Origin of the sequence: Streptomyces sp. SP17BM10, from assembly GCF_036322405.1 — a bacterium.
In the GTDB taxonomy this organism is placed as follows: domain Bacteria; phylum Actinomycetota; class Actinomycetes; order Streptomycetales; family Streptomycetaceae; genus Kitasatospora.
In genome coordinates, this window is the sequence record NZ_JAQYXB010000675.1 from 225,156 (window position 1) to 251,689 (window position 26,534).

The following is a 26,534-nucleotide window of genomic DNA, read 5'->3' on the forward strand; positions in this document are numbered from 1 at the left end:
CACCGGCGCCTCACGGATTCACCGCCAGGACCACGTAGGCGGCCAGGATCACCAGGTGCACCGCGCCCTGGAGGGGAGTCGCGCGGCGCGGGATGACGGTCAGGGTGCCGACGACGACGGTCAGGGTGAGCAGCACCATGTGGGCCGGGTCGAGGCCGAGGTGGAGCGGACCGCCGAGCCACGTGGAGGCGATCGCCACGGCCGGGATGGTCAGGCCGATGCTGGCGAGCGCGGAGCCGAGGGCGAGGTTGAGGCTGGTCTGCACGCGGTTGCGCAGCGCCGCCCGCAGCGCGGCGATCGTCTCCGGCAGCAGGACCAGCAGCGCGATGACGACGCCGACCACCGAGGACGGCAGGCCGGCGGAGGCCACCGCCGACTCGATGGTCGGTGACACGCCCTTGGCGAGGCCGACCACGGCCACCAGCGCGACGCCGAGCAGCAGCAGGCTGACGGCGGCGGAGCCGACGGTCGGCGGGGCCGCGTGGTCCTCCTCCTTGGCGAGCACCCGGCCCTCGGCCGTCACCGGCAGGAAGTAGTCCCGGTGGCGGACGGTCAGCGTGGCCACGAACAGCCCGTAGACCACGATCGACGCGGTTGCCGCGAACGCGAGCTGGGTGGTGGAGAACTGCGGGCCCGGGGAGCTCGTGGTGAAGGTCGGCAGCACCAGGCTCAGGGTGGCCAGGGTGGCGACGCAGCCGAGGGCCGCGCCGGTGCCCTCGGCGTTGAAGACGGCGGTGCGGTACTTGACCGCCGTGACCAGGATCGACAACCCGAGGATGCCGTTGCAGGTGATCATCACGGCGGCGAACACGGTGTCCCGGGCCAGGGTGGCGGCCTTGTCGCCGCCGTCGGCCATGAGCGTGACGATGAGCGCGACCTCGATGACCGTGACGGCCACCGCCAGCACGAGTGATCCGAGCGGCTCCCCGACCCAGTGCGCGATGACCTCGGCGTGGTGCACGGCGGACAGCACCGCACCGGCGAGGAAGCAGGCGACGACGCCCACCACCCAGCCGGGCAGGTCGCGCTGCCAGGTCAGGACCAGGACGAGGAAGGCCAGCACCGGAACGACGACGGTCCATTGCGTGGCGCCCACGCGGAACTTCGTGATCATGCCGCGAGGATCCCAGACGGAGCGTGGCCGGGCCGGGTGCCCGCGCCGGTCCGGCGGGGATCGTGACCCGCCCCGTCCCGACCCGCCCCGTCCCGCCTCGCCCCGTCCCGCCTCGCCGGACTACCCGCCGTAGTCGTGGAGGTACTCCAGCACCCGGTCGACGTGGGCCCGGACCCGGTCCGGGACGCCGCCCGCGGCGGCCACGGTCTTGTCGCTCGTCCGGTAGGCCGCCGTGACGAGGGCGGGCAGGTCCCGGGTGAAGCCGTGGTGCTTTATCTGCTGGTCGAGCCAGCACACGTAGTTGCCCATGGCGGCGATCGCGTCGCCGGGGTTCATGTAGTCCTTGGGGCCGGGGTGCGCGGCGGCCTTGCTCCACGCGGTGAACACCGAGGGCGTCCACATCGCGATGCCGTACTCGCCGGTCTCGGGGCGGGCGGCGTTCGGGTCGAAGCCGCTCTCGGCCTTGAGCATCGCGGCCAGCAGGGCCGGGGTGATCTCGGGCTCGGGGCAGCGCCGGGCGGCGTCCTCGATCATGCCGCGGTAGGCGAGCGGGACGTCGGATCCGGCCGGGATCGCTCCGGGCAGCGGCGGGGGCGCGGCGGGCGGCGCGGCGGCGCTCGGCTCGGGGCGGCCGGTCAGGGCGAGGACGACGAGGAGGCAGGCCCCCAGCCCGGCGAGCGTCGCCCGGCGAAGCCTGCGGGCGCCGGTGCGGGCGGTGGCGGCGGCGACCAGCCCGGCGAGGTCGGCGCGGGCCCGCTCCTCGCGGTCGGCGGCCAGGCACGCGGTGACGGCGGCGCGCCAGCGCCCGGGCAGGGCCTCGTCCAGTCGCAGCGGCGCGGCGCCGCGGGCGTAGGCCTGGGCGGCGAGCGAGCGGGCGCGGGCGGTGGCGCCGAGGAACGGGTGCAGGCCACCGGTGAGCACCTGGTGGGCGAGCACCCCGAAGGCCCAGACGTCGGCGCTGGGGCGCAGGGCGACGCCGCGCGCGCCGGTGCGCTCGGACCACCACTCGGGCGGGACGTGGTCGGGCGAGCCGAGCGGCGGGGCGTAGGCGTGGGTGCCCTCCAGTTCGGCGGTGAGGCCGAAGTCGGCGAGTTTGGCGGTGCCGTCGGGCATGAGGAGGATGTTGGCCGGTTTCAGGTCCCCGTGGACCCACCCGGCGCGGTGCATGTGGGTGAGGCCGGCGCAGACCTGGGTGAGGATGCGGTCGGCGCCGGGCACGGGCCGGCCGGGGCCGGCGGCGGTGAGGACGTCCTGGAGGCTGCGGGCGGCGCGTTCCATGACGAGGGCGAGGGCGCCGTCGAGCGCGGGGTGGGCGGGGTCGTCGACGGTCGCGACGGCGAGGGTGCGGATCAGGTGCGGGTGGTCGGCGCGGCTGCTGAAGCGCAGTTCGCTGCGGGCGACCTGGGCCATGGCGCCGCGCTGGCCGGGGCTGAGCCGGGCGGGGCCGAGGAGCTTGACGGCGGCCGGGGCGCCGTCGGGGCCGTGGGCGGCGTAGACGCTGCCCCAGGCGCCGGTGCCGAGGAGTTCGCCGATCCGGTATCCGGCCACCCGGTAGCCGTCCGGCACGTCGATCGGCCGGTGCTCGGGCCGGGCGGGGCTCACGGCCGGGCGGCCGGGTGTCGGGGCGGGAGCAGGGCCAGGTGTTCCTCCCGGACGAGGTCGAACTTGAGGGCGAGGGAGGCGAGTTCCTCGCGCTTGCCGCCGCCGCGGTCGTCGTCGAAGGGCTCGCGCAGCCGCAGCTTCGTGAACACCAGGTAGTCGATGTGGTAGTTCACCGCCGAGCGGGTGAGCCCGTGGCAGGAGGGCAGGGCGCGCAGCCGCGTGACGACGTCGGTGGCGCCGGGCACGGTGGCGGCGGAGGGCGAGCGCAGGCGCGGTTCGCACAGCGCGAGCAGCACCAGGAAGTACTTGGCGGTGGGGTCGAGGGCGAACGGGCTGACGGTGCGCTCGCCGTCGATGCCGTCCGACTCGCCCTCCAGGTAGGCGTGTTGCGGGGCGAACACCTTGAAGGAGGCGGGTTCGCCGAGCGCGGGGAGCAGGACGCGGGAGAACTCGAACGGCACGGGCGCGCCGAGCCGTCCGGGGGCGACCTTGACGTGCTCGCCGGCGCCTTCGAGGTTCTCCACGACGTAGGTGGCGGTGGCGGAGAAGTTGGACAGCCGCCAGTAGTCCTCGGCCGCGGTGATCTCGCCGGCCCGCCGGGAGACGCCCTGGTCGGGCAGCGGGATGGGGACGGCCCGGCCGGGCTCGCCGCGCCCGAACACGGCCGTTTCGCCCGGTCCCATCCGCAGGAGTCCGGGCCGCCCGCCGGGCGCCACCGCCTTTGCCCGGTCGGGCAGTTGCACGATGACCGTGTCCACGCGCCACCTCCGTGGGTCGGGTCGATGGTATCCGTCCGATCCGGCCCCGCGGCAAGCCGCCACCCGGACGAGTGAACCGGCACGCGACCGGCACGTTTCACTGAAGCCCCATCACATCCGCATGGCAAGTCTTCCCGACGCGAACATGTCCGCACGTCGAACATCCGGCCACGACATCGCTGCGCGTAGCCGAATGGTCACCATGAGTGTGACGTAACACACACGAAACATGGCCACGATCCGTGCAACACTCATCTCGCTCCGTGAGATTCCCTTTGTTTTCAAGGAGGTTGAGATCATGCGCGCTCGGATCGCAGCTGTGCTGGCGACGATGGCAGGGATAGCGGCGTTCACCGCCGGACCTGCCACGGCCGCCACGGCCGTCACGGCGACGTCCGAGAACCACCCGGTGGCGTGCGCCACCGTGCTCAACAGCCCGTGCGTCTGGCAGGAGGCGGACACCACCGGCATCACCGGTGTCGCCCGGGTCTCCGCCGACCCGGGCCAGCTGACGGTCGTCCAGGTCGAGGTCAGGACGCAGAAGGCGTGGGGCAGCCCGTGGGAGACGGTCGCGAGCGCGGCGACCGTCCGCTTCGGCTCCGCGAAGGCGGTCACCCCGCGCGTCGTCACCACCGACCTGAAGATGGTCTGCGCCACGGCCGGCCCGGCGCTGGACGTCGCCAGGCAGATCACCACCTGTACGCACCCGTTCGCCGGCTGAGACGCCGACCGAACGGTCGCCCAGGGCCGGCCGCCGGGACCACCCTCCCGGCGGCCGGCCCGCCGCTGTGCGGCCGCTACCGCGTGCGCAGCCAGTTCGCGAAGGCCTCCAGCGCCGGGCCCGGATCGCGGCGGCCCACGCCGACGCGGAAGCGGTCGGCCGGGGTCGGCGTCAGCTCCGAGCGGTACATGCTGGCGGGCAGCAGCAGGACGCCCGCTTGTTCGACCAGACCGGTGCAGAACTCCTCGACGCCGTCCGCCCCGAGGTAGCGGGGGTAGGCGACGCAGCCGCCCTCGGGGGCGCGCCACTCGAAGAGGTCGGCGAACTCGGCGAAGAACGCGTCGAACTGCGGCAGGTTGGCGTCGATGACGGCGCGGTTGCGGGCCAGGATCGACTCGCGCGCCTTGATCGCGATCCGGGCGAGGACCTCGCTCGGCGCCGAGTTGCAGATCGTCGTGTAGTGCTTGGCCCGCTCCAGCCGGGAGCGCAACTCCCGGTCCCGGCAGGCGATCCAGCCGATCCGCAGGCCCGGCAGGCCGAGCGACTTGGACGTGACGTTGAGCGAGAGGGCGCGCCCGGAGAGGTCGGCGGCCTGCGGCAGGGTGCGGGCCGGGTCGCGCTCCAGGCCGCGGTAGACCTCGTCGGAGAACAGGTGGACGCCGCGCTCGTCGCAGAGTTCGGCCAGGCGGCGCAGGTCGGCGGGGTCGATCAGCGCGCCGGTCGGGTTGTTGGGGAAGTTGACCGACACGACCCGGGTGGTGGGGCGCAGCGCGGCCGCGACGGCGTCGACGTCGAGCGCCCAGTCCTGCCGCTCGTCCAGGGCGACGCCGGTGACGTCGCAGATCGAGAGCGGGACCGTCTCCGCCGACTGGTAGTTGGGGGTGATCACCACGGCGTGGTCGCCCGGTTCGAGGAGCACCTGCATGGCCAGGTTGAGGCCCTCCTGGGCGCCGCCGAAGCAGATGACGTCATCGGCCGTGACCTCCTCGTACATGCCGGCGATCGCGCGGCGCAGCTCCGGGTCGCCGAAGGTCTCGGTGTAGCCGAGGGCGAGGGTGTCCCAGGCCTTCCGGTCCTCGGGGCCGGCGAGGGCGAGGAGTTCGGCCATCGTCATCGTCTCGGCGTCGGAGGCGGTGAGGTGGTGGCGGGCCGTGAACTCCCAGCGGGAGAAGTAGGTTTCGAGGCGGAAGTCGGGGAGCCTGGTCATGTTTCTCAGGCCTCGCTCTCGTGCTTGAGGTCGGTCAGCAGGGTGTAGACGGTCGAGCGGGACACCCGCAGCGCGGTGGCGACGGCGGGGACGGCGCGGCGCACGGCGAGCACGCCGGCGGCGTCGAGCTCGCGCAGGACGGCGAGGCGGTCCTCGCGGCCGAAGCGTTCGAGCGGGCGGCCGTGGGCGCGGACGTAGCCGCCGATGACGTCGTTCATCCGCTCGGTCCAGTCCCGTTCGAAGAGGGGTTCCGGGCGCGGGGCGGTGGGGGCGGCGAAGCCGGCCAGCAGGGCGGCGGCCTGTTCGAGCGGGCCGCGGTCGAGGTTGACGCAGAGCACGACCGGGGGCCGCCCGGCGTCGTCCGCCAGGACGGCGCTGACGGAGGAGAGGCGGCGGCCGTCGGGCAGGAGCTTCTCGTAGGGGCCGTAGACGCCGTCGGCGGCCGGTTCGAGGTCGTCGAGCTCGCCGAGGAGCGACGGGTCACCGGGGGCGCGGGCGGTCATCGGGTTCCAGATGCCGAGCACGGTGTCGGTCGCGGCGTCGTGCAGGACCACCTCGGCGTAGGGCCCGAGGAGCAGGGCCACCGCGCGGCAGACCGGTGACCAGGTCCGCAGGCGCGGGTCGGGGGTTTCGGCGGGCATGATTGGACTGTACGTCCAGTCTGGACATTCCGTCCAGCGGCGAGGCGAACGAGGGCCCCGCCTCGATGGCGGAGCCCTCGTCGGCCGGACGGATCAGCCGCAGGTGACCACCAGCGCGAAGACCGCCGTGCAGCTACGGCTGTCCCGGGCGGTGGCGGGCGACGGGTCGGTCGGCGTCCCGGACGTGCGGGCGACCGTGACGGCGAAGTTCTGGACGCCGCTGGAGAGTCCGAGCCCGACCGAGAAGTGCCGTGTGGTGGTCGCGCCCTTGGCCAGCGGAGCGGCGAGCGTGCAGGTGAGCTGCCCGTTCGCGATCGCGCAGTCGCCGGAGGTCGCGGGCAGGCCGGGCGGCAGGGCGGCGCCGACGGTGGCGGCGGTGACCGGGTCGGGACCCTGACCGGTGAGGGTGATCGTGTAGTCGACCCGGCCGCTGACCACGCCGGTGACCGGCATGGCGGCGAGCGCGACGCCCAGGTGGGCGCTGGCGGCGGCGTAGGTGAAGCGGTCCGCGCCCACGGCCGCGCTGGTGCCGCCGGGCGTGGTGACCCGGACGTCCACCGGGCCGGTGACCGTGGTGGCCGGGGCGGTCGCGGTGCACCTGGTCCTGGTGCAGCTGAACGAGGCGGCGTTGCCGGCCGCGCCGAAGCTCACCGCCGTCGCCCCGGCCAGGTCGGTGCCGGTGATCGTGACCGTGGTGCCGCCGACCTGCGAGCCGCCGGCCGGGGTGATCCCGGTGACGACGGGCACGGGCAGCGGGAAGTTCAGCACGCTGACGGCACCGGCGGTGAAATCGGCGAGGTAGCCGCGTCGGCTGTCGGCGCTGACGACGAGGCTGTAGGGGGCGGCGCCGACCGGGACGGTCACGGTGACGGCGAGGCTCGCGGTGTCCACGACGCTGACGGTGTTGTCGGTGTAGTTGGAGACGTAGGCCGCGGAGCCGTCCGGCGAGAGGGCGACGGCGTACGGGTTGGCGCCCACGGTGACCGCGGAGACCAGCGCGTTGGTGGCGGTGTCGATCACGCTGACGGTCCTGTCGTCGCCGTTGGCGGCCCACAGTCTCGTGCCGTCCGGGCTCAGGGCCAGGCCGAAGGCGCCGTGACCGACGGGGACCGTGGCGCTCACCGTGTTGCTCGCGGTGTCGATCACGTTCACCGCCTGGCCGCTCGACGCGGCGACGTACACCTTCCTGCCGTCCCGCGAGACGGCGAGCCCGTGCGGCTCGGCGCCGACCGGCACGGTCGCGGTGACCGTCTTCGCCGCCGTGTCCAGCACGCTCACGGTGTTGGCGCCGGCGTTGGCGACGTACGCCCGCGAGCCGTCCGACGAGAGGGCGAGGCCCCACGGCTGGATGCCGACCGGGACGGTCGCGGCGACGGTGTCGGTGGCCGTGTCGACGATGCTGACGGTGTTGTCCAGGTGGTGCGTCAGGTAGGCGCGGTGACCGTCCGGCGAGAGGGCGACGGCGTAGGAGCCGGTGCCGTCGGTGAAGCCGGCGGTCACGGTGTTGCTCGCGGTGTCGATCACGCTCACCGCGCCGCTGCTCTGGCTGGTCACGTACGCCCGGGCGCCGTCCGGGGTGAGCGCGAGCCCGGCCGGGTAGGGCGCCACCTGCACGGTGGCCGTGACGACGGGCGCGGGCGCGGCGGCCTGCGCCGTGCCGGGCTGGGTCAGCAGCGCGGCGGTGGCCGCGCCTATCGCGGCCGCGATCGTCCAAGGACGCCGCGCTGCACGACGTGTGTTCACGGATTCTCTCCAGGAATGTCGGGTGAGGGGGGTGACGCCGCGGGCGCCGATCCGCTCCGTGTCCGGAGCCGCACGAAGCGTAGAAGCCGTTCCGATCACCCGTCAGGAAGTGACCACTAATGTCGCCAACTGTTCAGATTCGACCGAAAGTTCGGCGCGAGGACGGTAAGAGACACCCGGAACCCGAAGGCACCGCCGGGCCCCGGCGCGTAGGGCCCGGCGGCCGATCGGTCCTGATCGACCCCGGCCCGCGCGTGCAGGAAATTGGAGTTCCGGAGTCGCATTCGCTAGCGTTCCGAACGTGAGGCTGACCAAGAGCACCGACATCGCCCTCCGCATCGCCATGCGGCTGGCCGTCCTCGACGAGGGGGCGAACCCGACCACCCGCGAGGTGGCCGAGGCGGTCGGCGTGCCGTACACCCACGCGGCGAAGGTGGTCAGCCGGCTGCAGCACCTCGGCGTGGTCGAGGCGCGACGCGGCCGGGGCGGGGGGCTGCTGCTCACCTTCGCCGGGCGGACCGGATCGCTCGGCCTCCTGCTCCGCGAGCTGGAGGGGATCGGCGACGTCGTCGGCTGCGAGGACGACCCGCCCTGCCCGCTGCGGGCCGCGTGCCGGCTGCGCGGGGCGCTGCGCACCGCGCAGGAGGCCTTCTTCGCGACGCTCGACCCGCTCTGCATCGACGACCTGGTGGCCTCCCCCACCGGGCCGGTGCTGCTGAGCCTGTCCACCAGACCCACCGACTGACCGACCCGCCTACCGATCGGCCACCCCTCCGGGGCGTACTCCGGCACGCCCTTTAATATGCATCTCAGATACCAGTTTGGAGCGAGCCTGATGCTGTCCGCCAAGAACGCCAAGGTCGTCGAGGCCACCCTGCCCGTCGTGGGCGCCGCCATCGGCGACATCACCCCGCGCTTCTACGACCGGCTGTTCGCCGCGCACCCCGAGCTGCTGCGCGACCTCTTCAACCGGGGCAACCAGGCCAACGGCACCCAGCGCCAGGCCCTCGCCGGGTCGATAGCCGCCTTCGCCACCGCCCTCATCGCGCACCCCGACCAGCGACCGGACGCCATGCTGGCCCGCATCGCGCACAAGCACGTGTCGATCGGCATCTCCGACGACCAGTACAAGGTCGTCCACGAGCACCTGTTCGCCGCCATCGTCGAGGTGCTCGGCGAGGCCGTCACCCCCGAGGTCGCCGCCGCCTGGGACGAGGTCTACTGGCTGATGGCCAACGCCCTCATCGCGATCGAGGACCGCCTGCGCGCCGACGCCGCCGGCCCCGACGGCGACCCGGCCGACCTCTGGCGCCCGTACACCGTCGTCACCCGCCACCAGGAGACCGAGGACGTCACCAGCTACCTCGTCCGCCCGGCCGACGGCAGCGCCCCGCCCGCCGGCCGCCCCGGCCAGTACGTCTCCGTGCGCACCACCCTGCCCGACGGCGCCCACCAGATCCGCCAGTACAGCCTCTCCGGCACCGCCGCCGGCGCCCTGCGCTTCAGCGTCAAGCGCGAGGCCGGCGGCGAGGTCTCCGGCCACCTGCACGACCACCTGCGGGCCGGCGACCTCGTCCAGGTCTCACCCCCCATGGGCGACATCGCCCTCGCCGACGGCGACGGCCCGGTGCTGCTGGTCTCCGCCGGGATCGGCAACACCCCGATGACCGCGATGCTCGCCCACCTCGCCGACGCCGGCTCGACCCGCACCGTCGTCTCGGTCCACGGCGATCGCGACCAGCTCGCGCACGCCTTCCGCGCCGACCTCGCCCGGCTCACCGCCGAACTGCCGGACGCCACCGCCCACGTCTTCTACGAGCGCCCGCTCGGCGAGTGGCCCGCCGAGCGCACCGGCCTGGTCGACCTGACCACCGTCGACATCCCGGCCGGCGCCACCGCCTACCTGTGCGGCCCGCTGCCCTTCCTCCGCGCCGTGCGCGGCCAACTGCTCGCCGCCGGCGTGCCGGCCGCGGACATCCACTACGAGGTCTTCGGCCCGGACCTCTGGCTCGGCGCCTGAGTCGTCACTGCGCTGCACCTGACACGACGTCATCTGATGTGACATCATCCGGGCGGCTCGCCGGACTCGATCCCGGCGGACCGCCCGGTCCTGCCGCCCACGGAAGGAGAACGGCTTGCTGGTAGCGCTGTTCGCCACCTGCGTCAACGACGCACTCTTCCCCAGCACGGCGATCGCCACCGTCCGCTTGCTCGAACGGCTGGGCGTCACGGTCGACTTCCCGTCCGAGCAGAGCTGCTGCGGGCAGCCGCAGTACAACACCGGCTACCGGCAGGCCTGCGAGCCGCTGGTGCACCGGACCGCGAAGGCCTTCGCCGCCTACGACCACGTCGTGACGCCCTCCGGCTCGTGCGCGGCCATGGTCCGGGACAACTACCCCCGGATCGGCGCCAAGGCCGCCGCCGAGGGCCGCGGCACCGCGCTCGCCGACGCCGCCGCCGGGCTCGCGCCCCGGGTGTACGAACTCACCGAGTTCCTCGTCGACGTGCTCGGCGTCGAGGACGTCGGCGCGTACTTCCCGCACAGCGTCACCTACCACCCCTCCTGCCACGGTCTGCGCGTCCTCGGCCTCGGCGACCGGCCGCTGCGCCTGCTGCGCGCCGTCAAGGGCCTGGAACTGCGCGAACTGCCCGGCGCCGAGGAGTGCTGCGGCTTCGGCGGCACCTTCGCCGTCAAGAACGCGGCCGTCTCGGCGGCCATGGCCGAGGACAAGCTCGCCAACGCCCTCGGCACCGACGCCCAGGTGCTGTGCGGCGCCGACAACTCCTGCCTCCTGCACCTCGGCGGCATGCTCCGCCGCCGCGGCCGCACCCTGCGCCCGCTGCACCTGGCCGAGATCCTGGCCAGCACCGAGCAGGACCCGTGGCAGGCCCCGTGAGCGGCGTCTTCCTCGGCATGCCGGCCTTCCCCGAGGCCGCCGGACGGGCCGTGCGCGACGCTCGGCTGCGCGCCAACCTGCGGCACGCCACCCACACCATCCGCGACAAGCGCGCCCGCGCCGTCGCCGAACTCCCCGACTGGGACGGACTGCGCGCCGCCGGAAAGGCGATCAAGGACCACACCCTGCGCCACCTCGACCACTACCTGCTACAGGTCGAGGAGGCCGTCACGACCGCGGGCGGCACCGTGCACTGGGCGGCCGACGCCGACGAGGCCAACCGGATCGTCGCGGACCTCGTCCACGCCACCGGGGGTGGCGACACCGAGAAGCGCGAAGTGGTCAAGGTCAAGTCCATGACCACCCAGGAGATCGGGCTCAACGAGGCACTCGCCGCCGAGGGCATCACCGCCTACGAGACCGACCTCGCCGAGCTCATCGTGCAGTTGGGCGACGACCGGCCCTCGCACATCCTGGTGCCGGCGATCCACCGCAACCGGGCCGAGATCCGCGACATCTTCGCCGAGCGGATGGCCGCGTGGGGCCGCCCCGCGCCCGAGGGGCTCACCGACACCCCCGCCGAACTCGCCGAGGCCGCCCGGCTGCACCTGCGGGAGAAGTTCCTGCGCGCCGAGGTCGCCATCTCCGGAGCCAACTTCATGGTGGCCGAGACCGGCACCCTCGTCGTCGTCGAGTCCGAGGGCAACGGCCGCATGTGCCTCACCCTCCCCAAGACCCTGATCTCCGTCGTCGGCATCGAGAAGGTCGTGCCCACCTGGCGGGACCTGGAGGTGTTCCTCCAGTTGCTCCCCCGCTCCTCCACCGCCGAGCGGATGAACCCGTACACGTCGCTGTGGACCGGGCTGGGTCCTTCGAAGGGGGCCAGCGGCGACGGCCCGTCCGAATTCCACCTCGTCCTGCTCGACAACGGCCGTACGGACGTGCTCGCCGACGAGGTCGGCCGCCAGGCGCTGCGCTGCATCCGCTGCTCGGCCTGCCTCAACGTCTGCCCCGTCTACGAGCGGGCCGGCGGGCACGCCTACGGCTCGGTCTACCCGGGCCCGATCGGCGCCGTCCTGACGCCCCAACTGCGCGGCACCGCGAGCCCGGTCGACGCCTCCCTGCCGTACGCCTCTTCGCTGTGCGGGGCCTGCTACGAGGTCTGCCCGGTGGCGATCGACATCCCCGAGGTCCTGGTCCACCTGCGCGAACGGGTCGCCGGGCAGCGCGGGCACGCGCTGGAGCGGGCCGCCGTCGCCGCCGCCGGCTACGTCCTGGACCACCCGGCGCTGCTCACCGCCGCCGAACGGCTGGCCGGCCGCACCCGCGCCCTGCACCCGCGCCGCCTGCCCGGTCCTGGCCGGGCCTGGACCGACACCCGGGACCTGCCGCAGGTGCCCGCCGAACCGTTCCGCGACTGGTGGAGGAAGAACCGACCTTGAGCCCGTCCGCGAGTTCCAGGGACTTGATCCTCGGCCGGATCCGCGCCGCCCTCGGCGAGCCGGGCCCGCCGGACGAACCGCCGGTCCGCGAGTACCTGAGGAGCCACGCCCCGGACGACCCCGCGGCGCTGCTCGACCTCCTGCACCACAACCTCGCCGACTACCGGGCCCGCGTCCACCGCTGCACCACGGTCGACCTGCCCGCGCGCATCGCCGGCCTGCTCGCGGACCGCGGCGCCCGCACGGTCGCCCTGCCACCGGACCTCCCGGCCGACTGGCTGACCGGGCTGGAACTCGATCGCCTGATCGACGACGGCACGCTCACCGCCGCCCGCCTCGACGCCGTCGACAGCGTCGTGACGGGCTGTGCGCTCGCGATCGCCGAGACCGGGACGATCGTGCTGGACACCGGCCCCGGTCAGGGCCGGCGGCTGCTGACGCTCGTCCCGGACCACCACGTCTGCGTCGTGCGCGCGCCGGAGCAGGTCGTCGCGTCCGTACCGCTCGCGCTGCCCCGACTGGACCCGGCGCTGCCGCAGACGTGGATCTCCGGGCCGTCCGCGACCAGCGACATCGAGCTCGACCGGGTCGAGGGCGTGCACGGGCCCCGCGCGCTCGACGTGCTGCTCGTCACGGCGGGGCCCGTCACGCCGGCCTGAGCTCCAGCGTGCAGCACTTCGCCCCGCCGCCGCCCTTGAGCAGTTCCGAGACGTCCACCGGGATCGGCTCGTAGCCCTCGCCCGCGAGCCGCCCGGCCAGGTTCTTCGCCGCCTCCGGCAGCAGTATCCGCCGCCCGTCCGACACGGCGTTCAGGCCGAAGACCTCGGCGTCGGCGCGGTCGGCCAGGACCGCGTCCGGGTACAGGGCGCGCAGCACGGCCCGGCTGTCGGCGTCGAAGGCTTCCGGGTAGTACATGACGTGGTCGTCGGCCAGGACGGCCAGCGCGGTGTCCAGGTGGTAGAACCGCGGGTCGACGAGGGTGAGAGTGGTCACCGGCACGCCGAACACCTCGCCCGCCTCGGCGTGCGCGGCGCGCGAGGTGCGAAAGCCCGTGCCGGCCAGCACCCGGCGCCCGGCCACCAGGTGGTCGCCCTCGCCCTCGTTGACGTGCCCGGCGCGGCGCACCTCCCGGTAGCCGCGGTCGCGGAACCAGTCCTGGTAGGCGGAGGACTCGGGGGCGCGCTCGGGGTAGCGGAAGGTGGCCACCAGCGCCCGGCCGTCCAGGACGGTCGCGCCGTTGGCGGCGTACACCATGTCGGGCAGGCCCGGCACCGGCTCGATCAGCTCGACGGTGTGGCCGAGGCGGCGGTAGAGCCAGTAGAGGCGTTCCCACTGGCGGATGGCGAGGGCGGTGTCGGTGGGCTGGCCCGGGTCCATCCAGGGGTTGATCGCGTAGTCCACGGTGAAGTACGTCGGCCGGCACATCAGGTAGCGCCGCGGCCGGGCGGTGCGCTCCGGGTACTGACGTGGCATGTCTCTACCGTCCTTGAACAGCAAGGGTGTTCGGGTCCAGTTGCGGCTGCCCAGGCAGCGCCGTCCGCACACCCGCGCAGCCGCCCCCGCCGGGCGCACTCCCCCGCGCAACCGGCGCGAGCCCCGGCGCACACGCACCGTCCGGCGGAGCGTCACCAGCCCACCGTCACCAGCGGACCACCGCGAAGTCCACCGGGGAGGGGCGCAGCGTCCGGCAGCGCGCGGCGACGGCGCGCAGCCGGCGGGCGGCCTCGTCGGCGGGCATCCGGCGCCGCTCGCCGTGGCCGGGCAGCAGCCACTCGAAGCGCAACGCGTCCACCGTGCGGTCGAGCGACGCGGAGAGCTCCCGGACCGAGTGCCAGACGATCGTCTCGAACACGGCGATGTCCTCGTCGGTGCGGGACCAGTGCAGGGTGTCGCCGGTGAAGAGGTGGCGTTCGTCGGCGAGGTAGAGCACGCTGCCGCGGGTGTGGCCGGGGAAGGGGTACGCGACGACGCCCGGGGCGACCTCGACGGGGTCGGTGCCGCGCAGCACCCGGTCGGCGTCGGGGGCGGCGTCCAGGTCGCCCTCGTGGATCCAGAGCCGGGCGCCGAGCCGGTCGGCCCAGGCGCGGCCGTGCTCGGCGTGGTCGCGGTGCGTCAGGAAGACGTCGGAGACCTGCCCGAGGGCCTCGTAGCGGGCGGCGAGGGACTCGGCGAACCGGGGCGTGTCGACCATGATCCACCCGTCCGGGCGGCGCAGGAGGTAGGAGTTGGCGCCGGCGGTGCGCGGGGAGTTGTGGCCGAGCAGCAGCAGCCCGTCGTCGAGGACCAGCGGGAACGGGTCGGTGCCCGGTTCGAGCCGGCCGCCGGCGGGACGGATCGAGCGGGTCGGACAGGCGTGGGCGGCCGCGTACAGCTGCCGGCGCTCGGCCTCGCCCCGCGGCTGCCGGACCAGCTCGGAGCGGCCGTCGCGCTCGCGGATCAGGCCGGGCGCGAGCTGACGGGCCACGTCGCAGTTGAAGCAGCGGTCGTCCACGGTCCAGTCGTCGGTGGTCTGGTCGTCGGCGAGTCGGTCGTCGGCGGTCCGGTCGTCGGCGGTCCGGTTTCCGGGCACGCCGGAGGGAGGGGTCGTGGTCATGGAGGCTCCCGAGCGGGTGACGGCGGCCGGGCGGCCGCGCACCTCCACCCTCGTCCGCGCGGGCCGGAAACCGGAAGGGGGCGGGCGTCTTGTGCTTCGCGAACGCGCCTGATCACCAGGAGGTTTGCCAACGTGGCCGACGTCACGTCGGGATGAGGGTCACCTACGGTGGCGTAGGTCACTTGATTGGGTGAACTATCTTCTTCATGCCGAATCTCCAGGAGACCCTTGACATCAGTTCGTATGCCGCCCTAGGCGACAGCTTCACCGAGGGCCTGAACGACCCCGGGCTCGACGGCGCCTTCTTCGGCTGGGCCGACCGCCTGGCGGGGATGCTCGCGGTGAGCAAGCCGAAGGGCGAGTTCCGCTACGCCAACCTCGCGGTGCGCGGGCGACTGCTGGACCAGATCGCCGCCGAGCAGGTGCCCGAGGTCCGCCGCCTCCAGCCCGACCTCGTCACCTTCTGCGCCGGCGGCAACGACATCCTGCGCCCCGGCAGCGACCCGGACGAGGTGGCCGAGCGCTTCGAGCGGGCCGTCGCCCGACTCGTGGACTCCGCGGGCACGGTGCTCATCTGCACCGGCTTCGACACCAAGGACGTCCCGCTGCTCAAGCACCTGCGCGGCAAGATCGCCACCTACAACGGACACATGCGCGCCGTCGCCGACCGGCACGGCTGCAAGGTCGCCGACCTGTGGTCGCTCCGCTCGGTGCACGACCGCCGCGCCTGGAGCGAGGACCGGCTGCACCTGTCCCCCGAGGGCCACCAGCGGGTCGCCCTGCTGGCCGCCAACTCGCTCGGCCTGCGCACCGACGAGGACCCGCAGGCGCCGTGGCCGGCCGCGCCGCACCTCACCGCCGCCGACCAGCGGCGCGAGAACATCCAGTGGGCCCGCGAGTTCCTGATCCCGTGGGTCGGCCGACGCCTGCGCGGCGAGTCCTCGGGCGACCACGTGGAGCCCAAGCGCCCGGACCTGCTGCCCCTCTGACGGTCGGTCACATCCGCTGCCACCGCGGTGCTACGGCCTTCCCCGGCCGCAGCACCCGGTGCGCGGCGTACGCCGCCGCGGCCCCGACGAGGTACCAGAACAGGTCCGGCGGGTTGAACGTCGAGCCGAGGGCCAGCCGGGCGAGCGTGCTGCGCCGGCCGAGCTCGTCCGGCACGCCGGTGATCTGGAAGAACTCCACCGCCCAGCTCAGCGCCGCCGCCACGACGGCCGCGCGGGCCGGGCGCACCAGGGGCGCGACGAACACCACCAGGACGTACACCAGCACGGTGTAGAGCGCGTCCCCCGCGCACTTGGCGAACTCCCCGCCGCCGAACGCCCGGACACCCAGTCCGGCCGCCACCGCGGACCCCGCCGCCACCACCGCCACCGCCCGCACGCGCAGGCTCCCCCGTAGATCGCTCACCCGACCGATGCTACGTGCTGGAACCACCGCTTCCGCTCGAACGTCACTCCACTGGCAGGCCGTTCGCGCACGTCGCCGGGCGGGGGAGCGAACGAGAAGGCGGGGAACGATGGCGCAGGTAACGACCCAGGTGACGCGGCCGGAGCGGACGGGTGGGGCGGTCGACGGCACGGACCGCGCAGCGCGCCGCTTCGCCGTCCCCGGGTTCGCCCGGCACCACGACACCCGCGCCCGCGAGCGCGGCAAGGCGCTGCGCCGGCGGGTGCCGCGCGAGGAGCACGCGCTCTTCGCCCCCGCCGCCGACCGGCCGACCGCGGTCGAGGCCCTGGAGGCCTCCAACGCCGGCCGGCTGCCCCGGCTGGTCCCGCTCCGCGTCGGCCGGATGGCCGCCACCCCGTTCGCCTTCCTGCGCGGCTCCGCCGGACTGATGGCCGCCGACCTCACGGGCACCCCCGTCACCGGCGTCCGCGCCCAGCTGTGCGGCGACGCGCACGCCGCCAACTTCGGCCTCTACGGCGACGCCCGCGGCCAACTCGTGATGGACATCAACGACTTCGACGAGACCGTGCCCGGCCCCTGGGAGTGGGACCTCAAGCGGCTCGCCACCAGCCTGGTGCTGGCCGGACGGGAGACCGGGGCGAGCGAGACCACCGCCCGCCAGGCCGCCGCCCACGTGGCCGGCGCCTACCGCCGCACCGTGCGCACGCTCGCCAAGCTGCCCGCCCTGGACGCCTGGAACGCCGTCGCCGACGAGCAGTTGGTCTCCTTCGCCGAGGCGCACGATCTCGCCGACGTCCTGCGCAAGGTCGGCGCCAAGGCGCTCGGCAACACCAGCGCCCGGTTCGCCGCCAGGAGCACCGTCCGCGAGGCGGACGGCGGTCGGCGCTTCACCGCCGCTCCCCCGGTGCTCACCGAGCTGCCGTGCGAACTCGCCGCGGCGGTCGCCGAATCGCTCGGCCGGTACGTCGACACCGTGCCCGCCGAGGTCCGCACCCTGCTCGCCCGCCACCGGGTGCAGGACGTGGCGTTCCGGGTGGTCGGCACCGGCAGCGTCGGCACCCGCTCGTACGTCGTGCTGCTCACCGACCACCGGGACCAGCCGCTCGTGCTCCAGGTCAAGGAGGCCCGCCCGTCGGTGCTCCTGCCCCACCTGGCCCGCGCGGGCTTCGCCGTCACGGACCCGGAGCCGCACGAGGGCCGCCGGGTGGTGCTCGGCCAGAAGCACATGCAGGTGGTCAGCGACCCCCTGCTCGGCTGGACCACGGTGAACGGACGGCCCTACCAGGTGCGGCAGTTCCGCAACCGCAAGGGCAGCGTCGACCCGGCCGCCCTGCTGCCCGACCAGCTCGACGACTACGCCCGGATCACCGGTGCCCTGCTCGCGCGGGCGCACGCGCACACCGCCGACCCGGGCGTGCTGGCCGGCTACTGCGGCAAGAGCGAGGCGCTGGACGAGGCGGTCGCCGGCTTCGCCGTCGCGTACGCGGACCGCACCGAGGCCGACCACGCGGAACTGGTCGCGGCGGTGCGCAGCGGGCGGCTGCCGTCGGAGCCGGGGGTCTGAGCTCCTCGGGTGACGGCCGCCGTGGGTGACCGGGACCGTACCGGGTCACCGGGACCGTTCCGGGGCGCGGGCCTCAGGTGCCCGGGACCGTGGGCGGCCCATGGTGGAGGCATGCCACGTACGCGAACGACGACCGCCCCGGGGGGCTCCCGGCAGCACCGGGGGCGGCGCCCGAGGGCTCACCCGGGCGGTCGCCCCCTGGCGGCGGCCCGGGAGCGGGCGGGTTAGGACTGGACCGGACGCGCGTTCGACCGGTGCCCGTCCCGGGCACCCTCACCCCAGGACTCCGCCATGAACGACCACTCCACCCAGTCCCCCGCGGTGGACGCCACCGTGCACCTCATCGGGCCCGGCGGCACGGCGGGCCCGGCCCTCGCCCACGGCATCCTCGCCGGGCCGCGCAGCGTGCTCGTCCCCGACCCGCCGCAGACCGTCGGCGACCCCTGGCAGCGCTACCTCGTGCGGGTCGGTCCCGCCTCCGACGGCGACCACGGCGACGGTGGCGGCGTGGAGACGCTCCGGGTGGCCGGCGTCAGCCTGGCGGCGGTCGCGGTGGACGGCGTCCGGGCCGCGGCCGCCGTCCTCTCGCTCGCCACGTCGTCCCGCCAGGCACCCTCGGCGGCGAGCACCACCGCGGACGGGCTCGTCGACAGCATCCGGCGCCACGGCGGCGACCTGTGGGCCGTGTTCGCCGAACTCGGTTACCCGCTCACGCGTCCGCCGTCGACGTCCGCCCCGGGCCCGGCGTCCGGGGCCGGATCCGCATCCGGTGAGGACTGGTGGTCCGGCTTCGCCGCGGGCGACGTCTCGGTCTTCGCCGCCGGCATCTGCTGCATCAGCGTCAACTGCCCGCCCAGGTGCTGACCGGCACGGGCGGCTGAGGGAAGGAGCCGGACCGGATGGAACCCCAACAGGCCCCGGCCGGTGCCGGAACCCGCCGGTGGATCCGGTCCGCCCGGGTGCAGGACGCCGCCCTCGCCCTCGCGGTCATCGTCCCCGAAGCCTTCTTCTTCGGCGCCCCGATCGCGCCCGGCACCAGGTGGCCCGCACACCTCGTGCTCGCCGCCTTCGCCCTGCCGGAGGCCGTCGCGCTGCTGTTCCGGCGGCGGTGGCCGATGGCGGTGTACCTCACCGTCTGGGCCCTCGCCGTCGGCGCGAGCGTGCTCACGATCCTCACCGACTTCCACTTCACGCCGTACTTCGGCATCCTCGTCGCCCTGTACACCGTCGCCCGGCAGTGCCGTCGCCCGGCCGCCCTCACGGCCCTGGCCGTCACGGCCGTGCCCGTCGGCCTCGACACCGCGGACATCCTGACCAGCCTCGGCTCACCCGGCTACCGGACGGCCGCACTCGTCACCGCCCTCGCGTTCTACCTGCCGCTCACCATCGCCGCCTGGGGCGTGGGCCGCTGGAGCCGGGCCACCGCCGCCGCGGCCGACCACGACCGCCTCGCGCTCGCCCGCGCCCGCCTGGCCGTCACCCACGAGCGCGTGCGGATCGCCCGCGAGCTGCACGACATCGTCGCCAACGCGGTCGCCGTCATCGTCATGCAGGCCGAGACCGCCCGCGCCACGGCCGCCGCCGACCCACCCCGCGCCGAGGAGACCCTCGGCCGGATCGAGGACCTCGGCCGCGGCGCCATGGCGGAACTCCGCCGCCTGCTGCGCCTCCTGCGCACCGCCGACGCCTCCGTCGAGGACGGCGTCCGGCGCCGGGGCCTCGCGGACCTCGCCCCGCTGCTGGAGGACGTCCGCCGGGCCGGCGTGCTGATCGACCTGGAGGTGCACGGGAGTCCGGCGCATCTCGACGAGAGCGTCGACCTGACCGCCTACCGGCTGGTGCAGGAGGCCGTCACCAACATCACCAAGCACGCGGGCCCGGGCAGCCACGCGGAGGTGCGGATCACCTGGGCCGACGTGCTGCGCCTGGACGTGGTCGACGACGGCGCCGGCCACCTCACCGCCACCCGCCGCGACCTGTCCACCGGCCACGGCCTGATCGGCCTCGCCGAACGCATCGCCCTCTTCGGCGGCGAACTGTCCGCGACGCCCTACCGCTCGGGCTTCCGCGTCACGGCGACGCTCCCGCTCGCCCCGGGAGCCGTGGCGGCGGAGCGGGCCGGGTAGCGCGAACGGCCTCCGTCGTCAGAGTGCCAGGAAGGGCGCCACGGCGGCCACGTACTCGGCCGGGCAGGAGGCGTGCACGAGGTGGCCGGCGTCGATGGTGACGGTGCGGCAGTCGGGGACGAGGGCAGCCAGGTCGGCGATCCGCTCCTGCGAGACGTGGCTCGTCGGGCCGCCCGCCACCACGAGGGTCGGCGCGGTGATCCGCCGCAGGCCCTCGCGCCAGGCCGGGTCGGGGCTGTCCACCTGGGCCTTGAGGGGCCGGACCACCGCCCAGTCGAAGTCCACCGGCTCCTGCGGCTCGTCCGGCACGGCGCTCGCCGGGCGCGGGAACGGCGGTGGGACCTCCTCCAGCACCAGCCGTCCGACCCGCTCCGGCCGCGCCTGGGCGAGCAGGTAGGCGACCACACCGCCCATCGAGTGGCCGACCAGATCCACCCGGTCGAGCCCCAGCGCGTCGAGCACGGCGAGGACGTCGTCGCGCATCGCCTCCAGGCTGTAGACGGCGGCGCGTCCGCTGTCCCCGTGGCCGCGCAGGTCGAGCGCGTACACGCGGTGCCCCGGCGCGAGCGCGGGCAGGACGCCGTCCCAGTCCGAGGCCCGCTCACCGAGGGCGTGCAGGAGCACCAACGGCGGCCCGCCGAACGGGCCGCTCTCGCGGCAGGCGATCGCCACGGCGGGCAGGTCCAGGATCCGAACGTCCGTCATGCCGCTCACCGTACGGTGGGTCGGACCGTCGGCAGGCAGATATTCGCCCACAGCCGACAGCCGGGCCGGACCGCTGCTCGCCGGCTCCGGATCCGGGCGCCTCGGACCCCACCCGCTCACCGGGCCACCGCACGACGCGCCCAGGAGGCCGGCAGCCCGGCGGTCCCGGACGCCCGCGACGGCCCCGAACCCGGCGACGGCGGCCCGCCCGTTCGCCGGGCGGGCCCGTCCGCGCCCACCCGTTCACCGGGCCGGTGCTTCCCCTCGGCTCACGGTCCGCGTCACTTCGGGCGCCCCGCCCGCGTTCGCCGCCGCCTCGCGGGCCGTGGCGCGGCCGGCCAGGACCGAGGCCAGGGCAGCGAGCCCGGCGAGGGCCGCGCACACCAGGCTCGCGTACAGGTACGCCGAACGGTGGCCGCCGCCCGCGTCCGTGGCCCGCAGGTAGACGCCGGACAGGGCCGAGACGCCGACGGCCGCCGCGATGCGCTGGGCCATCTGCAGGATCGCGCCGCTCACCCCGGCCGCCTCGGGCGGCGCGTGGCGCAGGACGTACGACTGGTTGGTGGCGCCCATCAGGCCGACCGACGCGCCGCCGAGCAGTTGGAGCAGGGCCAGCAGCCACGGCAGGACGGCGGCGGGGGCCCAGTGCGCGACCAGGCCGCTGAGCAGCATCGCGAGTGCGGAACCGGTCATGCCCGCCGTGACGGTCCGCCGGCCGAAGCGCTGGACGACCCGCCACGCGAGCGCGGAGGCGACCCCCATCGCGACCGCCGACGGCAGCGCCACGAGCGCCGCGCCCATCGGGGAGAGCCCGAGGCCGTCCTGGAGGAACATCGTGAGCACGAGACCGGCCGCGAGCGAGGAGCCGAACTGGGCCATCGCCGTGGCCGTCCCGAGCGCGTACGGCGCGGAGCGGGTGAGCGCCGGGTGGATCAGCGGGTGGCCGCCGGCCCGAGCGTAGCGGCGCTGCCACCACACGAGCGCGGCGAGCAGGAGCGCGGCGACGGCGGTGAACGCGAGCCAGCCGGTCCAGGCGGGCGGCTGGACGAACGGCAGCATCAGCGCGAGCGTGAGCGCGCCGACGAGCATCAGGCCGACGAGGTCGAGGTTCGCGTTGCGGGCGCCGGGCCGCGGCCGGGGCAGGTGGCGCACCGCGAGCAGGACGGTGGCGAGGCCGAACGGCACGTTGAGCAGGAAGGTCAGCCGCCAGCCGTGCTCGGGGCCGACGGCCGCCAGCACCGCGCCGCCGACCGGCGGCCCGAGCGCGAAGGCGAGCCCGCCGGTGACGGCGTACATGCCGAGGGCGCGGGCGCGCAGCTGGCCCTCGAAGACGTCCTGGAGGGTGCCGATCATCTGGGAGTTGACGAGTCCGGCGCCCGCGCCCTGCACCAGCCGGGCGGCGATCAGCACACCGGGATCGGCGGCGGTCGCGGAGACGACGCTGACGAGGGTGAACAGGGCGAGGCCGGTGACGAAGAACCACTTGCGGCCGAGGACGTCGCCGAGCCGCCCGCCGGGGATGAGGGCGAGGCCGAAGGCGAGCGAGTACCCGGCGACGATCCACTGCAGGTGGGCGGGCTGGGCGTGCAGGCTCTCGCGCAGTGCGGGGATGGAGGTGTTGAGGACGGACTGGTCGATCAGGGTGGTGAACCCGCCCGCGACGCAGACCAGCAGGACGCGGCGCCCGGCGGCGTCGAAACGCTCGCGGGGCGCCTTCGCTATCGCGTGGTCCGCGGCGCTCACGCCTCCACCACCACGAGCGCGTAGCGGGCCTCGCCGGGGCCGGGGCTGCGGAAGCGGCTGGAGGAGGTGGTGTAGCGCAGGCAGTCGCCGGCGCCGAGCCGGTGCGGCTCGCCGTCGACCGTCAGCTCCAACTCTCCCTCCAGCACCCACAGGTGGTGCTCCAGGCCGGGCACGCACGGGCGGTCGTAGACGATGTCGGCGCCGGCCGGGAGGCGGCCCTCGATGATCTCGGCGCGCAGCGAGTTGTGCGGCGGGGAGACGGAACGTCGGACGAAGCCGTTCGTCGCGTCCCGCCAGATCCGCTGCTCCCCGGCCCGCACCAACCGGGCGGGCGCGGACTCGACCTCGGCGAGCAGCCGGGACATGGTCCGCCCGTAGACGGCGCAGAGCCGCCCGAGCAGCGCGGCCGTCGGGCTGACCTCGGCCCGCTCGACGCGCGACAGCGTGGAGCGGCTGACGTCCGCCCGACGCGCCAACTCCTCCAGCGTCCAACCGCGTTCGACCCGCAGCTCGGCGAGCCTGGTGGCGAGCCGCTCGTCGGCGGCCGTCTCGATTCCCATATCCGCGATGCTATCCCGGATCTGGGACGCGGTTTCCTGTCGTGCGGGCCCTTGGACGAAGAGTTTCCTCGCGGGGGTTCGCGGGCGCCGGCGGCGAAGAGTGTTGAACCGGCCTCCGGCGCCGGTCATCCGACGACCGGCGCGGCCCCCAACCAACCGAGGAGTGCCCATGACCCACCCGTTCCGCTTCGGCGTCGACCTGCTCACCTCGGCCGCACCCGGCCGCACCGCGGCGGCCTTCCGCACCTCACCGGGGAGGAGGCCCCCGACCTGCCGATCGCGCTCATCGGATCGGTCCAGGAGACGGCCGCTTAACTGCGCGCCCAGCGGGAGCGGTTCGGGTCCTCGCACCGCACCGTCCTGGAGCCCGGCCCGGGGAGCCGGCGTGTGCGGATGTCGTGCGACCCCTCGGCCCGGCGGGGCCGCTGATCATATGATGTCGGCCGGATCGGGGCTGGTCAGAGGCCCGAGCGGCGAGGGGGATTCATGTTCGGCATCATCAGACCGTGCAAGCACCGGCTGTCCGAGCGGCTCCAGAGCTCGTGGATGGCGCACCTGTGCGGGCTGTGCCTCGCGCTGCGCGACGACCACGGTCAGCTCGCCCGGACCGCCACCAACTACGACGGTCTGATCATCTCGGTGCTGGTCGAGGCGCAGAGCGCCCGCGACGACTCCTCCTGGCGCCGCACCGCGGGGCCCTGCCCGTTGCGCGGGATGCGCACCGCCTCCGTCGCCAAGGGCGAGGGCGCCCGGCTCGCCGCCGCCGTCTCGCTCGCGCTCGCCTCGGTGAAGATCCGCGACCACGTCGAGGACCGCGACGGCGTGTTCGCCCGCCGACCGGTCGCGGCCGGGGCGCGGGCCGTCACCCGGCGCTGGGACCGGCAGAGCGCGGGCAGCGCCTCGGCGGTCGGCTTCGACACCGCCGTCCTGCTCGACGCGGCCTCCCGGCAGGGCGAGCTGGAGCGCGCGCTGCGCCCGGGCGGGTCCGTCCTGCTGGTCACCGAGCCCACCGAGAGCGCGACCTCGGCGGCCTTCGCGCACACCGCCGTCCTCGCCGGACGTCCCGGCAACGCGGCCGCGCTCGCCGAGGCCGGCCGGCTCTTCGGCCGGCTCGCCCACCTCCTCGACGCCGCCGAGGACCAGGACGCCGACGCGGCGGGCGGCGCCTGGAACCCGCTGACCGCCACCGGAACCGACCGCGCCGAGGCCGAACGGCTGTGCCGGGACGCCGTCCACGGCATCCGGCTGGCGCTGCGCGAGGTCGAGCTGACGGACCGGGCGCTGGTGCACGTCCTGCTCGCGCACGAGACGGAGGCGGCCGTGGACCGGGTCTTCGGCTCGGCCCGGCACACCGCCGCGTGCCGCACCCGCACGCCCGGCGGCGGCCCCTCCGCCGCGCACGCTTCGGCCGAGCACCCGCAGGACGCGCCGCCGCGCCGGGAGTCCGAGAAGGCGCCCGTACCGCCGTGGATCCCGCAGGGCCCCGGCTTCACCCCGGTCGGCCCCAAGCCGCCGCAGCCGCGCAACCTGCTGGCCGGCTGCGCGGTGTGGGCGCTGATGGCCTGCACGTGCCAGTTGATGTGCTGCGAGCACAACGACCCGTTCAGCCGGGAGCCGCGCAAGGCCTTCTGCGAGCGGCACGACTGCTGCGACACCTGCGACTGCAGCGGCTGCGACGGGTGCGGTGACTGCTGCCAGTGCTGCCAGTGCTGCGGCGACGGGTGCGACGGCTGCGACTGCGGCTGTGACGGGTGCGACTGCGGCTGCAACTGACCATCAGCCGTCCCGCCGCACCGCCGCCACGCGGTCCGCCGCCAGGGAGTTCTCCAGCCCCGTCAGCAACTGACGGAAACGGTCCGCGTCCTGTGCGGTCAGCCGGGCCCCGGTCAACCGCGTCCCGGTCGTCAGGGCCTCGGTCATCGGGGCCTCGGTCCTCAGGGCCTCGGGCAGCCGCCCCGCGTCACCCGGCCGCTCGGCCGTGCTCTCGTCCATGGGGCAGACGCTAGGACGGCGTGATCAACATGCGATAAACGCACGCGCCACCGACGGGCGCCCTCCTCGCCGACCCGAGCAGGGCGCCCGCGGCGCTTCCGGGGCAGGGCTCAGCAACCCCCGGAGATCTCACGGAAATTGGCGTCGTGGCCGGCGGAGTACCAGACCCGCGAGGTGCTCTCGTCGCGCACGAGGCGCTCCGCATCGCGGGAAGCGGTGGGCGCGGGGCGGGTGTTGACGTCGTACTCGTGGTAGTCGCCGCCCGCCGGGAGGTCCCCGCCGCGGTTGCCGTAGGGGCTGCTGCCGCGGATGTACTCGGGGCCGTAGATGCGGTAGTCGACCGGAGCCTGGCGGGCGGGCCAGCCGAGGCTCGCCCAGATCCGGCAGGCGCGCCCGACCTGCGGCGGGAAGGCTCCGACCGGTTGCGGCGGCTGGATGACCGCCGCGGATGCCGCAGTGGCGGCGACGGGGACGGCGACGGTGGGGATCACGGCGAGCGCGAGGGCGAGGGCGGCCTTCGCGAAGCGTCGGGGTCTGGTCATGCGGCAAGCAGTACCGCGTGCGGTGCGCGGGAGTTGGGCGACCACGCCGGGCGGCGGCGCGCGCTCACTCCTGCGGGGGAACTGGCCGCGCCGGGCCCCGGCGCCTTCCGGGGCGCCCACAGGATCCTCCCAGAAATTTATTAGGAAAGTTTACTTACCTTATGGACCCGGCCCGTCGCCGGCCCCTAGTCTGCTGCCGCGAGCTCGCGCTTCACCCACCCCACGGGAAACCCACGGAGAATCGGAGCACAGCCATGCGCGTTGACCGAGTCCCCCGCCTCGCCGTCGTCGCCACCGCGGTCGCCCTGGCCGCCGGCCCGGCCTGCGCCGCCACCGCCTCGCCCGCAGCCCCCAGCAGCACCACCGTGTCCGCGACGCAAGCCACCGCCGCCCGCCCGCTGGACGCCGGCGGCATGACCGCCGACCAGCGCCGCCGGGCCGACCAGCTGGTCAGCATCTTCGAGAACAGCACCACCGTCATCCAGTACGGCTACGCCGAGAACATCAACGACGGCCGCGGCGTCACCGCCGGACGCGCCGGCTTCACCACCAACGACGGCGACGCGCTCAAGGTCGTCCGCGCCTACACCGCGGCCGTCCCCGACAACCCGCTGGCCCGCTTCATCCCCGAGCTGGAGCGCCTCGCCGCCGCCGGCAGCGGCGACACCAGCGGGCTGCCCGAGGCCGACTACATCGCGGCGTGGCAGCAGGCCGCCGACGACCCGGCCTTCCGCCAGGTCCAGGACGACCAGGTCGACCAGCGCTACTTCTCCCCCGCGATGAGCCAGGCCGACCGGCTCGGACTCACCACCGCGCTCGCCCGCGCCGAGCTGTACGACGCCTCCATACAGCACGGCAACGGCGGCGAGTACGACGCGCTGCCCGCGCTGATCGCCCGCACCAACGACAAGGCCGGCCCGCCGTCGAGCGCCGGGGAGAGCGCCTGGCTCTCGGCGTTCTTCGACGTCCGGATCGACGACCTCACCAACCCGGCCAACGGTTCGACGGCCGACGAGTGGCGCAAGTCCGTCGATCGCGTCGAGTGCCTGCGCCGGATAGCCGCGACCGGCAACGACAACCTCGACGGCCCGCTGACCGTCACCGCCTTCGGGTCGAGCTACACGATCAGCTGACGCACCCGCAACGGCCCGTCACACCACCGGTGGTGGCG

The 26,534-nt window shown here is 74.6% G+C and carries 26 protein-coding genes; 12 read left to right on the top strand and 14 right to left on the bottom strand.

Annotated elements, in window-relative coordinates; all coding sequences use genetic code 11:
• Nucleotides 1-10: 10 nt before the first annotated feature.
• The 3 genes from PUR71_RS36820 to PUR71_RS36830 form a co-directional block, all read right to left on the bottom strand.
• Entirely contained in the window at nt 11-1,114 is a 1,104-nt protein-coding gene (locus tag PUR71_RS36820; RefSeq protein ID WP_329931607.1) for a calcium:proton antiporter, read from the bottom strand.
• A 120-nt stretch (nt 1,115-1,234) separates the two neighbouring features.
• Nucleotides 1,235-2,716, bottom strand: coding sequence for a serine/threonine-protein kinase (locus PUR71_RS36825; protein ID WP_329931608.1), 1,482 nt, complete (start codon nt 2,714-2,716; stop codon nt 1,235-1,237).
• Nucleotides 2,713-3,474, bottom strand: a complete 762-nt coding sequence (locus PUR71_RS36830; RefSeq protein ID WP_329931609.1) for a serine/threonine protein kinase — start codon at nt 3,472-3,474, stop codon at nt 2,713-2,715. Before PUR71_RS36830 ends, PUR71_RS36825 begins: the two co-directional genes overlap by 4 nt.
• Before the next feature lie 298 nt (nt 3,475-3,772).
• Between PUR71_RS36830 and PUR71_RS36835 the strand changes: the two genes are divergently transcribed.
• Nucleotides 3,773-4,195 carry a hypothetical protein gene (locus PUR71_RS36835; protein WP_329931610.1) on the top strand — a complete coding sequence of 141 codons (423 nt, stop codon included), beginning with the start codon at nt 3,773-3,775 and terminating at the stop codon, nt 4,193-4,195.
• A 76-nt stretch (nt 4,196-4,271) separates the two neighbouring features.
• On the opposite strand, the gene PUR71_RS36840 is transcribed toward PUR71_RS36835, so the two are convergent.
• The 3 genes from PUR71_RS36840 to PUR71_RS36850 form a co-directional block, all read right to left on the bottom strand.
• Nucleotides 4,272-5,402 (bottom strand): aminotransferase class I/II-fold pyridoxal phosphate-dependent enzyme, encoded by a 1,131-nt coding sequence (locus PUR71_RS36840; RefSeq protein WP_329931611.1) that lies wholly within the window; start codon nt 5,400-5,402, stop codon nt 4,272-4,274.
• A gap of 5 nt (nt 5,403-5,407) precedes the next feature.
• Nucleotides 5,408-6,043 (bottom strand): helix-turn-helix transcriptional regulator, encoded by a 636-nt coding sequence (locus tag PUR71_RS36845; RefSeq protein WP_329931612.1) that lies wholly within the window; start codon nt 6,041-6,043, stop codon nt 5,408-5,410.
• Between the two features lie 93 nt (nt 6,044-6,136).
• Entirely contained in the window at nt 6,137-7,786 is a 1,650-nt protein-coding gene (locus tag PUR71_RS36850; RefSeq protein WP_329931613.1) for a YVTN family beta-propeller repeat protein, read from the bottom strand.
• A 301-nt stretch (nt 7,787-8,087) separates the two neighbouring features.
• On the opposite strand from PUR71_RS36850, the gene PUR71_RS36855 reads away from it, so the two are divergent.
• The 5 genes from PUR71_RS36855 (at nt 8,088) to PUR71_RS36875 (ending at nt 12,784) form a co-directional block, all read left to right on the top strand.
• On the top strand, nt 8,088-8,531 hold the full coding sequence (locus PUR71_RS36855; protein ID WP_329931614.1) for an RrF2 family transcriptional regulator: 444 nt from the start codon (nt 8,088-8,090) through the stop codon (nt 8,529-8,531).
• Between the two features lie 90 nt (nt 8,532-8,621).
• Nucleotides 8,622-9,806 (top strand): globin domain-containing protein, encoded by a 1,185-nt coding sequence (locus PUR71_RS36860; RefSeq protein ID WP_329931615.1) that lies wholly within the window; start codon nt 8,622-8,624, stop codon nt 9,804-9,806.
• 115 nt (nt 9,807-9,921) lie between these two features.
• The gene (locus PUR71_RS36865) at nt 9,922-10,683 is read left to right on the top strand and encodes a (Fe-S)-binding protein (RefSeq protein WP_329931616.1); all 762 of its coding nucleotides are present in this window, start codon (nt 9,922-9,924) and stop codon (nt 10,681-10,683) included.
• A 17-nt stretch (nt 10,684-10,700) separates the two neighbouring features.
• Nucleotides 10,701-12,125, top strand: coding sequence for a lactate utilization protein B (locus tag PUR71_RS36870; protein WP_329931820.1), 1,425 nt, complete (start codon nt 10,701-10,703; stop codon nt 12,123-12,125).
• On the top strand, nt 12,122-12,784 hold the full coding sequence (locus PUR71_RS36875; protein ID WP_329931617.1) for a LutC/YkgG family protein: 663 nt from the start codon (nt 12,122-12,124) through the stop codon (nt 12,782-12,784). Before PUR71_RS36870 ends, PUR71_RS36875 begins: the two co-directional genes overlap by 4 nt.
• On the opposite strand, the gene ddaH is transcribed toward PUR71_RS36875, so the two are convergent.
• A complete protein-coding gene (ddaH, locus tag PUR71_RS36880; protein ID WP_329931618.1) occupies nt 12,771-13,598 on the bottom strand; it encodes a dimethylargininase in 828 nt (275 codons plus the stop codon). The two genes, PUR71_RS36875 and ddaH, sit on opposite strands and share 14 nt — an antisense overlap.
• Before the next feature lie 166 nt (nt 13,599-13,764).
• A complete protein-coding gene (locus PUR71_RS36885; RefSeq protein WP_329931619.1) occupies nt 13,765-14,718 on the bottom strand; it encodes a 4Fe-4S domain-containing protein in 954 nt (317 codons plus the stop codon).
• A 206-nt stretch (nt 14,719-14,924) separates the two neighbouring features.
• Between PUR71_RS36885 and PUR71_RS36890 the strand changes: the two genes are divergently transcribed.
• Nucleotides 14,925-15,707 carry an SGNH/GDSL hydrolase family protein gene (locus PUR71_RS36890; RefSeq protein ID WP_329931620.1) on the top strand — a complete coding sequence of 261 codons (783 nt, stop codon included), beginning with the start codon at nt 14,925-14,927 and terminating at the stop codon, nt 15,705-15,707.
• Between the two features lie 7 nt (nt 15,708-15,714).
• Here the strand turns inward: PUR71_RS36890 and PUR71_RS36895 are convergent, their stop codons facing one another.
• The gene (locus PUR71_RS36895) at nt 15,715-16,131 is read right to left on the bottom strand and encodes a DUF2809 domain-containing protein (RefSeq protein ID WP_329931621.1); all 417 of its coding nucleotides are present in this window, start codon (nt 16,129-16,131) and stop codon (nt 15,715-15,717) included.
• A 109-nt stretch (nt 16,132-16,240) separates the two neighbouring features.
• On the opposite strand from PUR71_RS36895, the gene PUR71_RS36900 reads away from it, so the two are divergent.
• The 3 genes from PUR71_RS36900 to PUR71_RS36910 all read left to right on the top strand — a co-directional run bounded on the left by PUR71_RS36900 (nt 16,241) and on the right by PUR71_RS36910 (nt 19,821).
• Nucleotides 16,241-17,695 carry a DUF2252 domain-containing protein gene (locus PUR71_RS36900; RefSeq protein WP_329931622.1) on the top strand — a complete coding sequence of 485 codons (1,455 nt, stop codon included), beginning with the start codon at nt 16,241-16,243 and terminating at the stop codon, nt 17,693-17,695.
• Nucleotides 17,696-17,986: 291 nt separating this feature from the next.
• The gene (locus PUR71_RS36905) at nt 17,987-18,559 is read left to right on the top strand and encodes a hypothetical protein (RefSeq protein WP_329931623.1); all 573 of its coding nucleotides are present in this window, start codon (nt 17,987-17,989) and stop codon (nt 18,557-18,559) included.
• A gap of 35 nt (nt 18,560-18,594) precedes the next feature.
• The gene (locus PUR71_RS36910; RefSeq protein WP_329931624.1) at nt 18,595-19,821 is read left to right on the top strand and encodes a sensor histidine kinase; all 1,227 of its coding nucleotides are present in this window, start codon (nt 18,595-18,597) and stop codon (nt 19,819-19,821) included.
• Between the two features lie 18 nt (nt 19,822-19,839).
• On the opposite strand, the gene PUR71_RS36915 is transcribed toward PUR71_RS36910, so the two are convergent.
• The 3 genes from PUR71_RS36915 to PUR71_RS36925 form a co-directional block, all read right to left on the bottom strand.
• Complete coding sequence (locus tag PUR71_RS36915; protein ID WP_329931625.1) at nt 19,840-20,526, bottom strand: alpha/beta fold hydrolase; 687 nt, start codon at nt 20,524-20,526, stop codon at nt 19,840-19,842.
• A gap of 243 nt (nt 20,527-20,769) precedes the next feature.
• Nucleotides 20,770-22,269 (bottom strand): MFS transporter, encoded by a 1,500-nt coding sequence (locus PUR71_RS36920; protein ID WP_329931626.1) that lies wholly within the window; start codon nt 22,267-22,269, stop codon nt 20,770-20,772.
• Entirely contained in the window at nt 22,266-22,829 is a 564-nt protein-coding gene (locus tag PUR71_RS36925; RefSeq protein WP_329931627.1) for a helix-turn-helix domain-containing protein, read from the bottom strand. The genes PUR71_RS36920 and PUR71_RS36925 overlap by 4 nt, the downstream gene beginning before the upstream one ends.
• 486 nt (nt 22,830-23,315) lie before the next feature.
• On the opposite strand from PUR71_RS36925, the gene PUR71_RS36930 reads away from it, so the two are divergent.
• A complete protein-coding gene (locus tag PUR71_RS36930) occupies nt 23,316-24,602 on the top strand; it encodes a DUF5685 family protein (protein WP_329931628.1) in 1,287 nt (428 codons plus the stop codon).
• Between the two features lie 3 nt (nt 24,603-24,605).
• Here PUR71_RS36930 and PUR71_RS36935 read toward each other — a convergent pair whose 3' ends face one another.
• Together PUR71_RS36935 and PUR71_RS36940 are read right to left on the bottom strand one after the other, a co-directional pair.
• Nucleotides 24,606-24,821, bottom strand: coding sequence for a hypothetical protein (locus PUR71_RS36935; protein ID WP_329931629.1), 216 nt, complete (start codon nt 24,819-24,821; stop codon nt 24,606-24,608).
• Nucleotides 24,822-24,931: 110 nt separating this feature from the next.
• Complete coding sequence (locus PUR71_RS36940) at nt 24,932-25,363, bottom strand: ribonuclease domain-containing protein (protein WP_329931630.1); 432 nt, start codon at nt 25,361-25,363, stop codon at nt 24,932-24,934.
• Between the two features lie 254 nt (nt 25,364-25,617).
• On the opposite strand from PUR71_RS36940, the gene PUR71_RS36945 reads away from it, so the two are divergent.
• Nucleotides 25,618-26,496, top strand: coding sequence for a chitosanase (locus tag PUR71_RS36945; protein ID WP_329931631.1), 879 nt, complete (start codon nt 25,618-25,620; stop codon nt 26,494-26,496).
• The last annotated feature ends 38 nt before the right edge of the window (nt 26,497-26,534 follow it).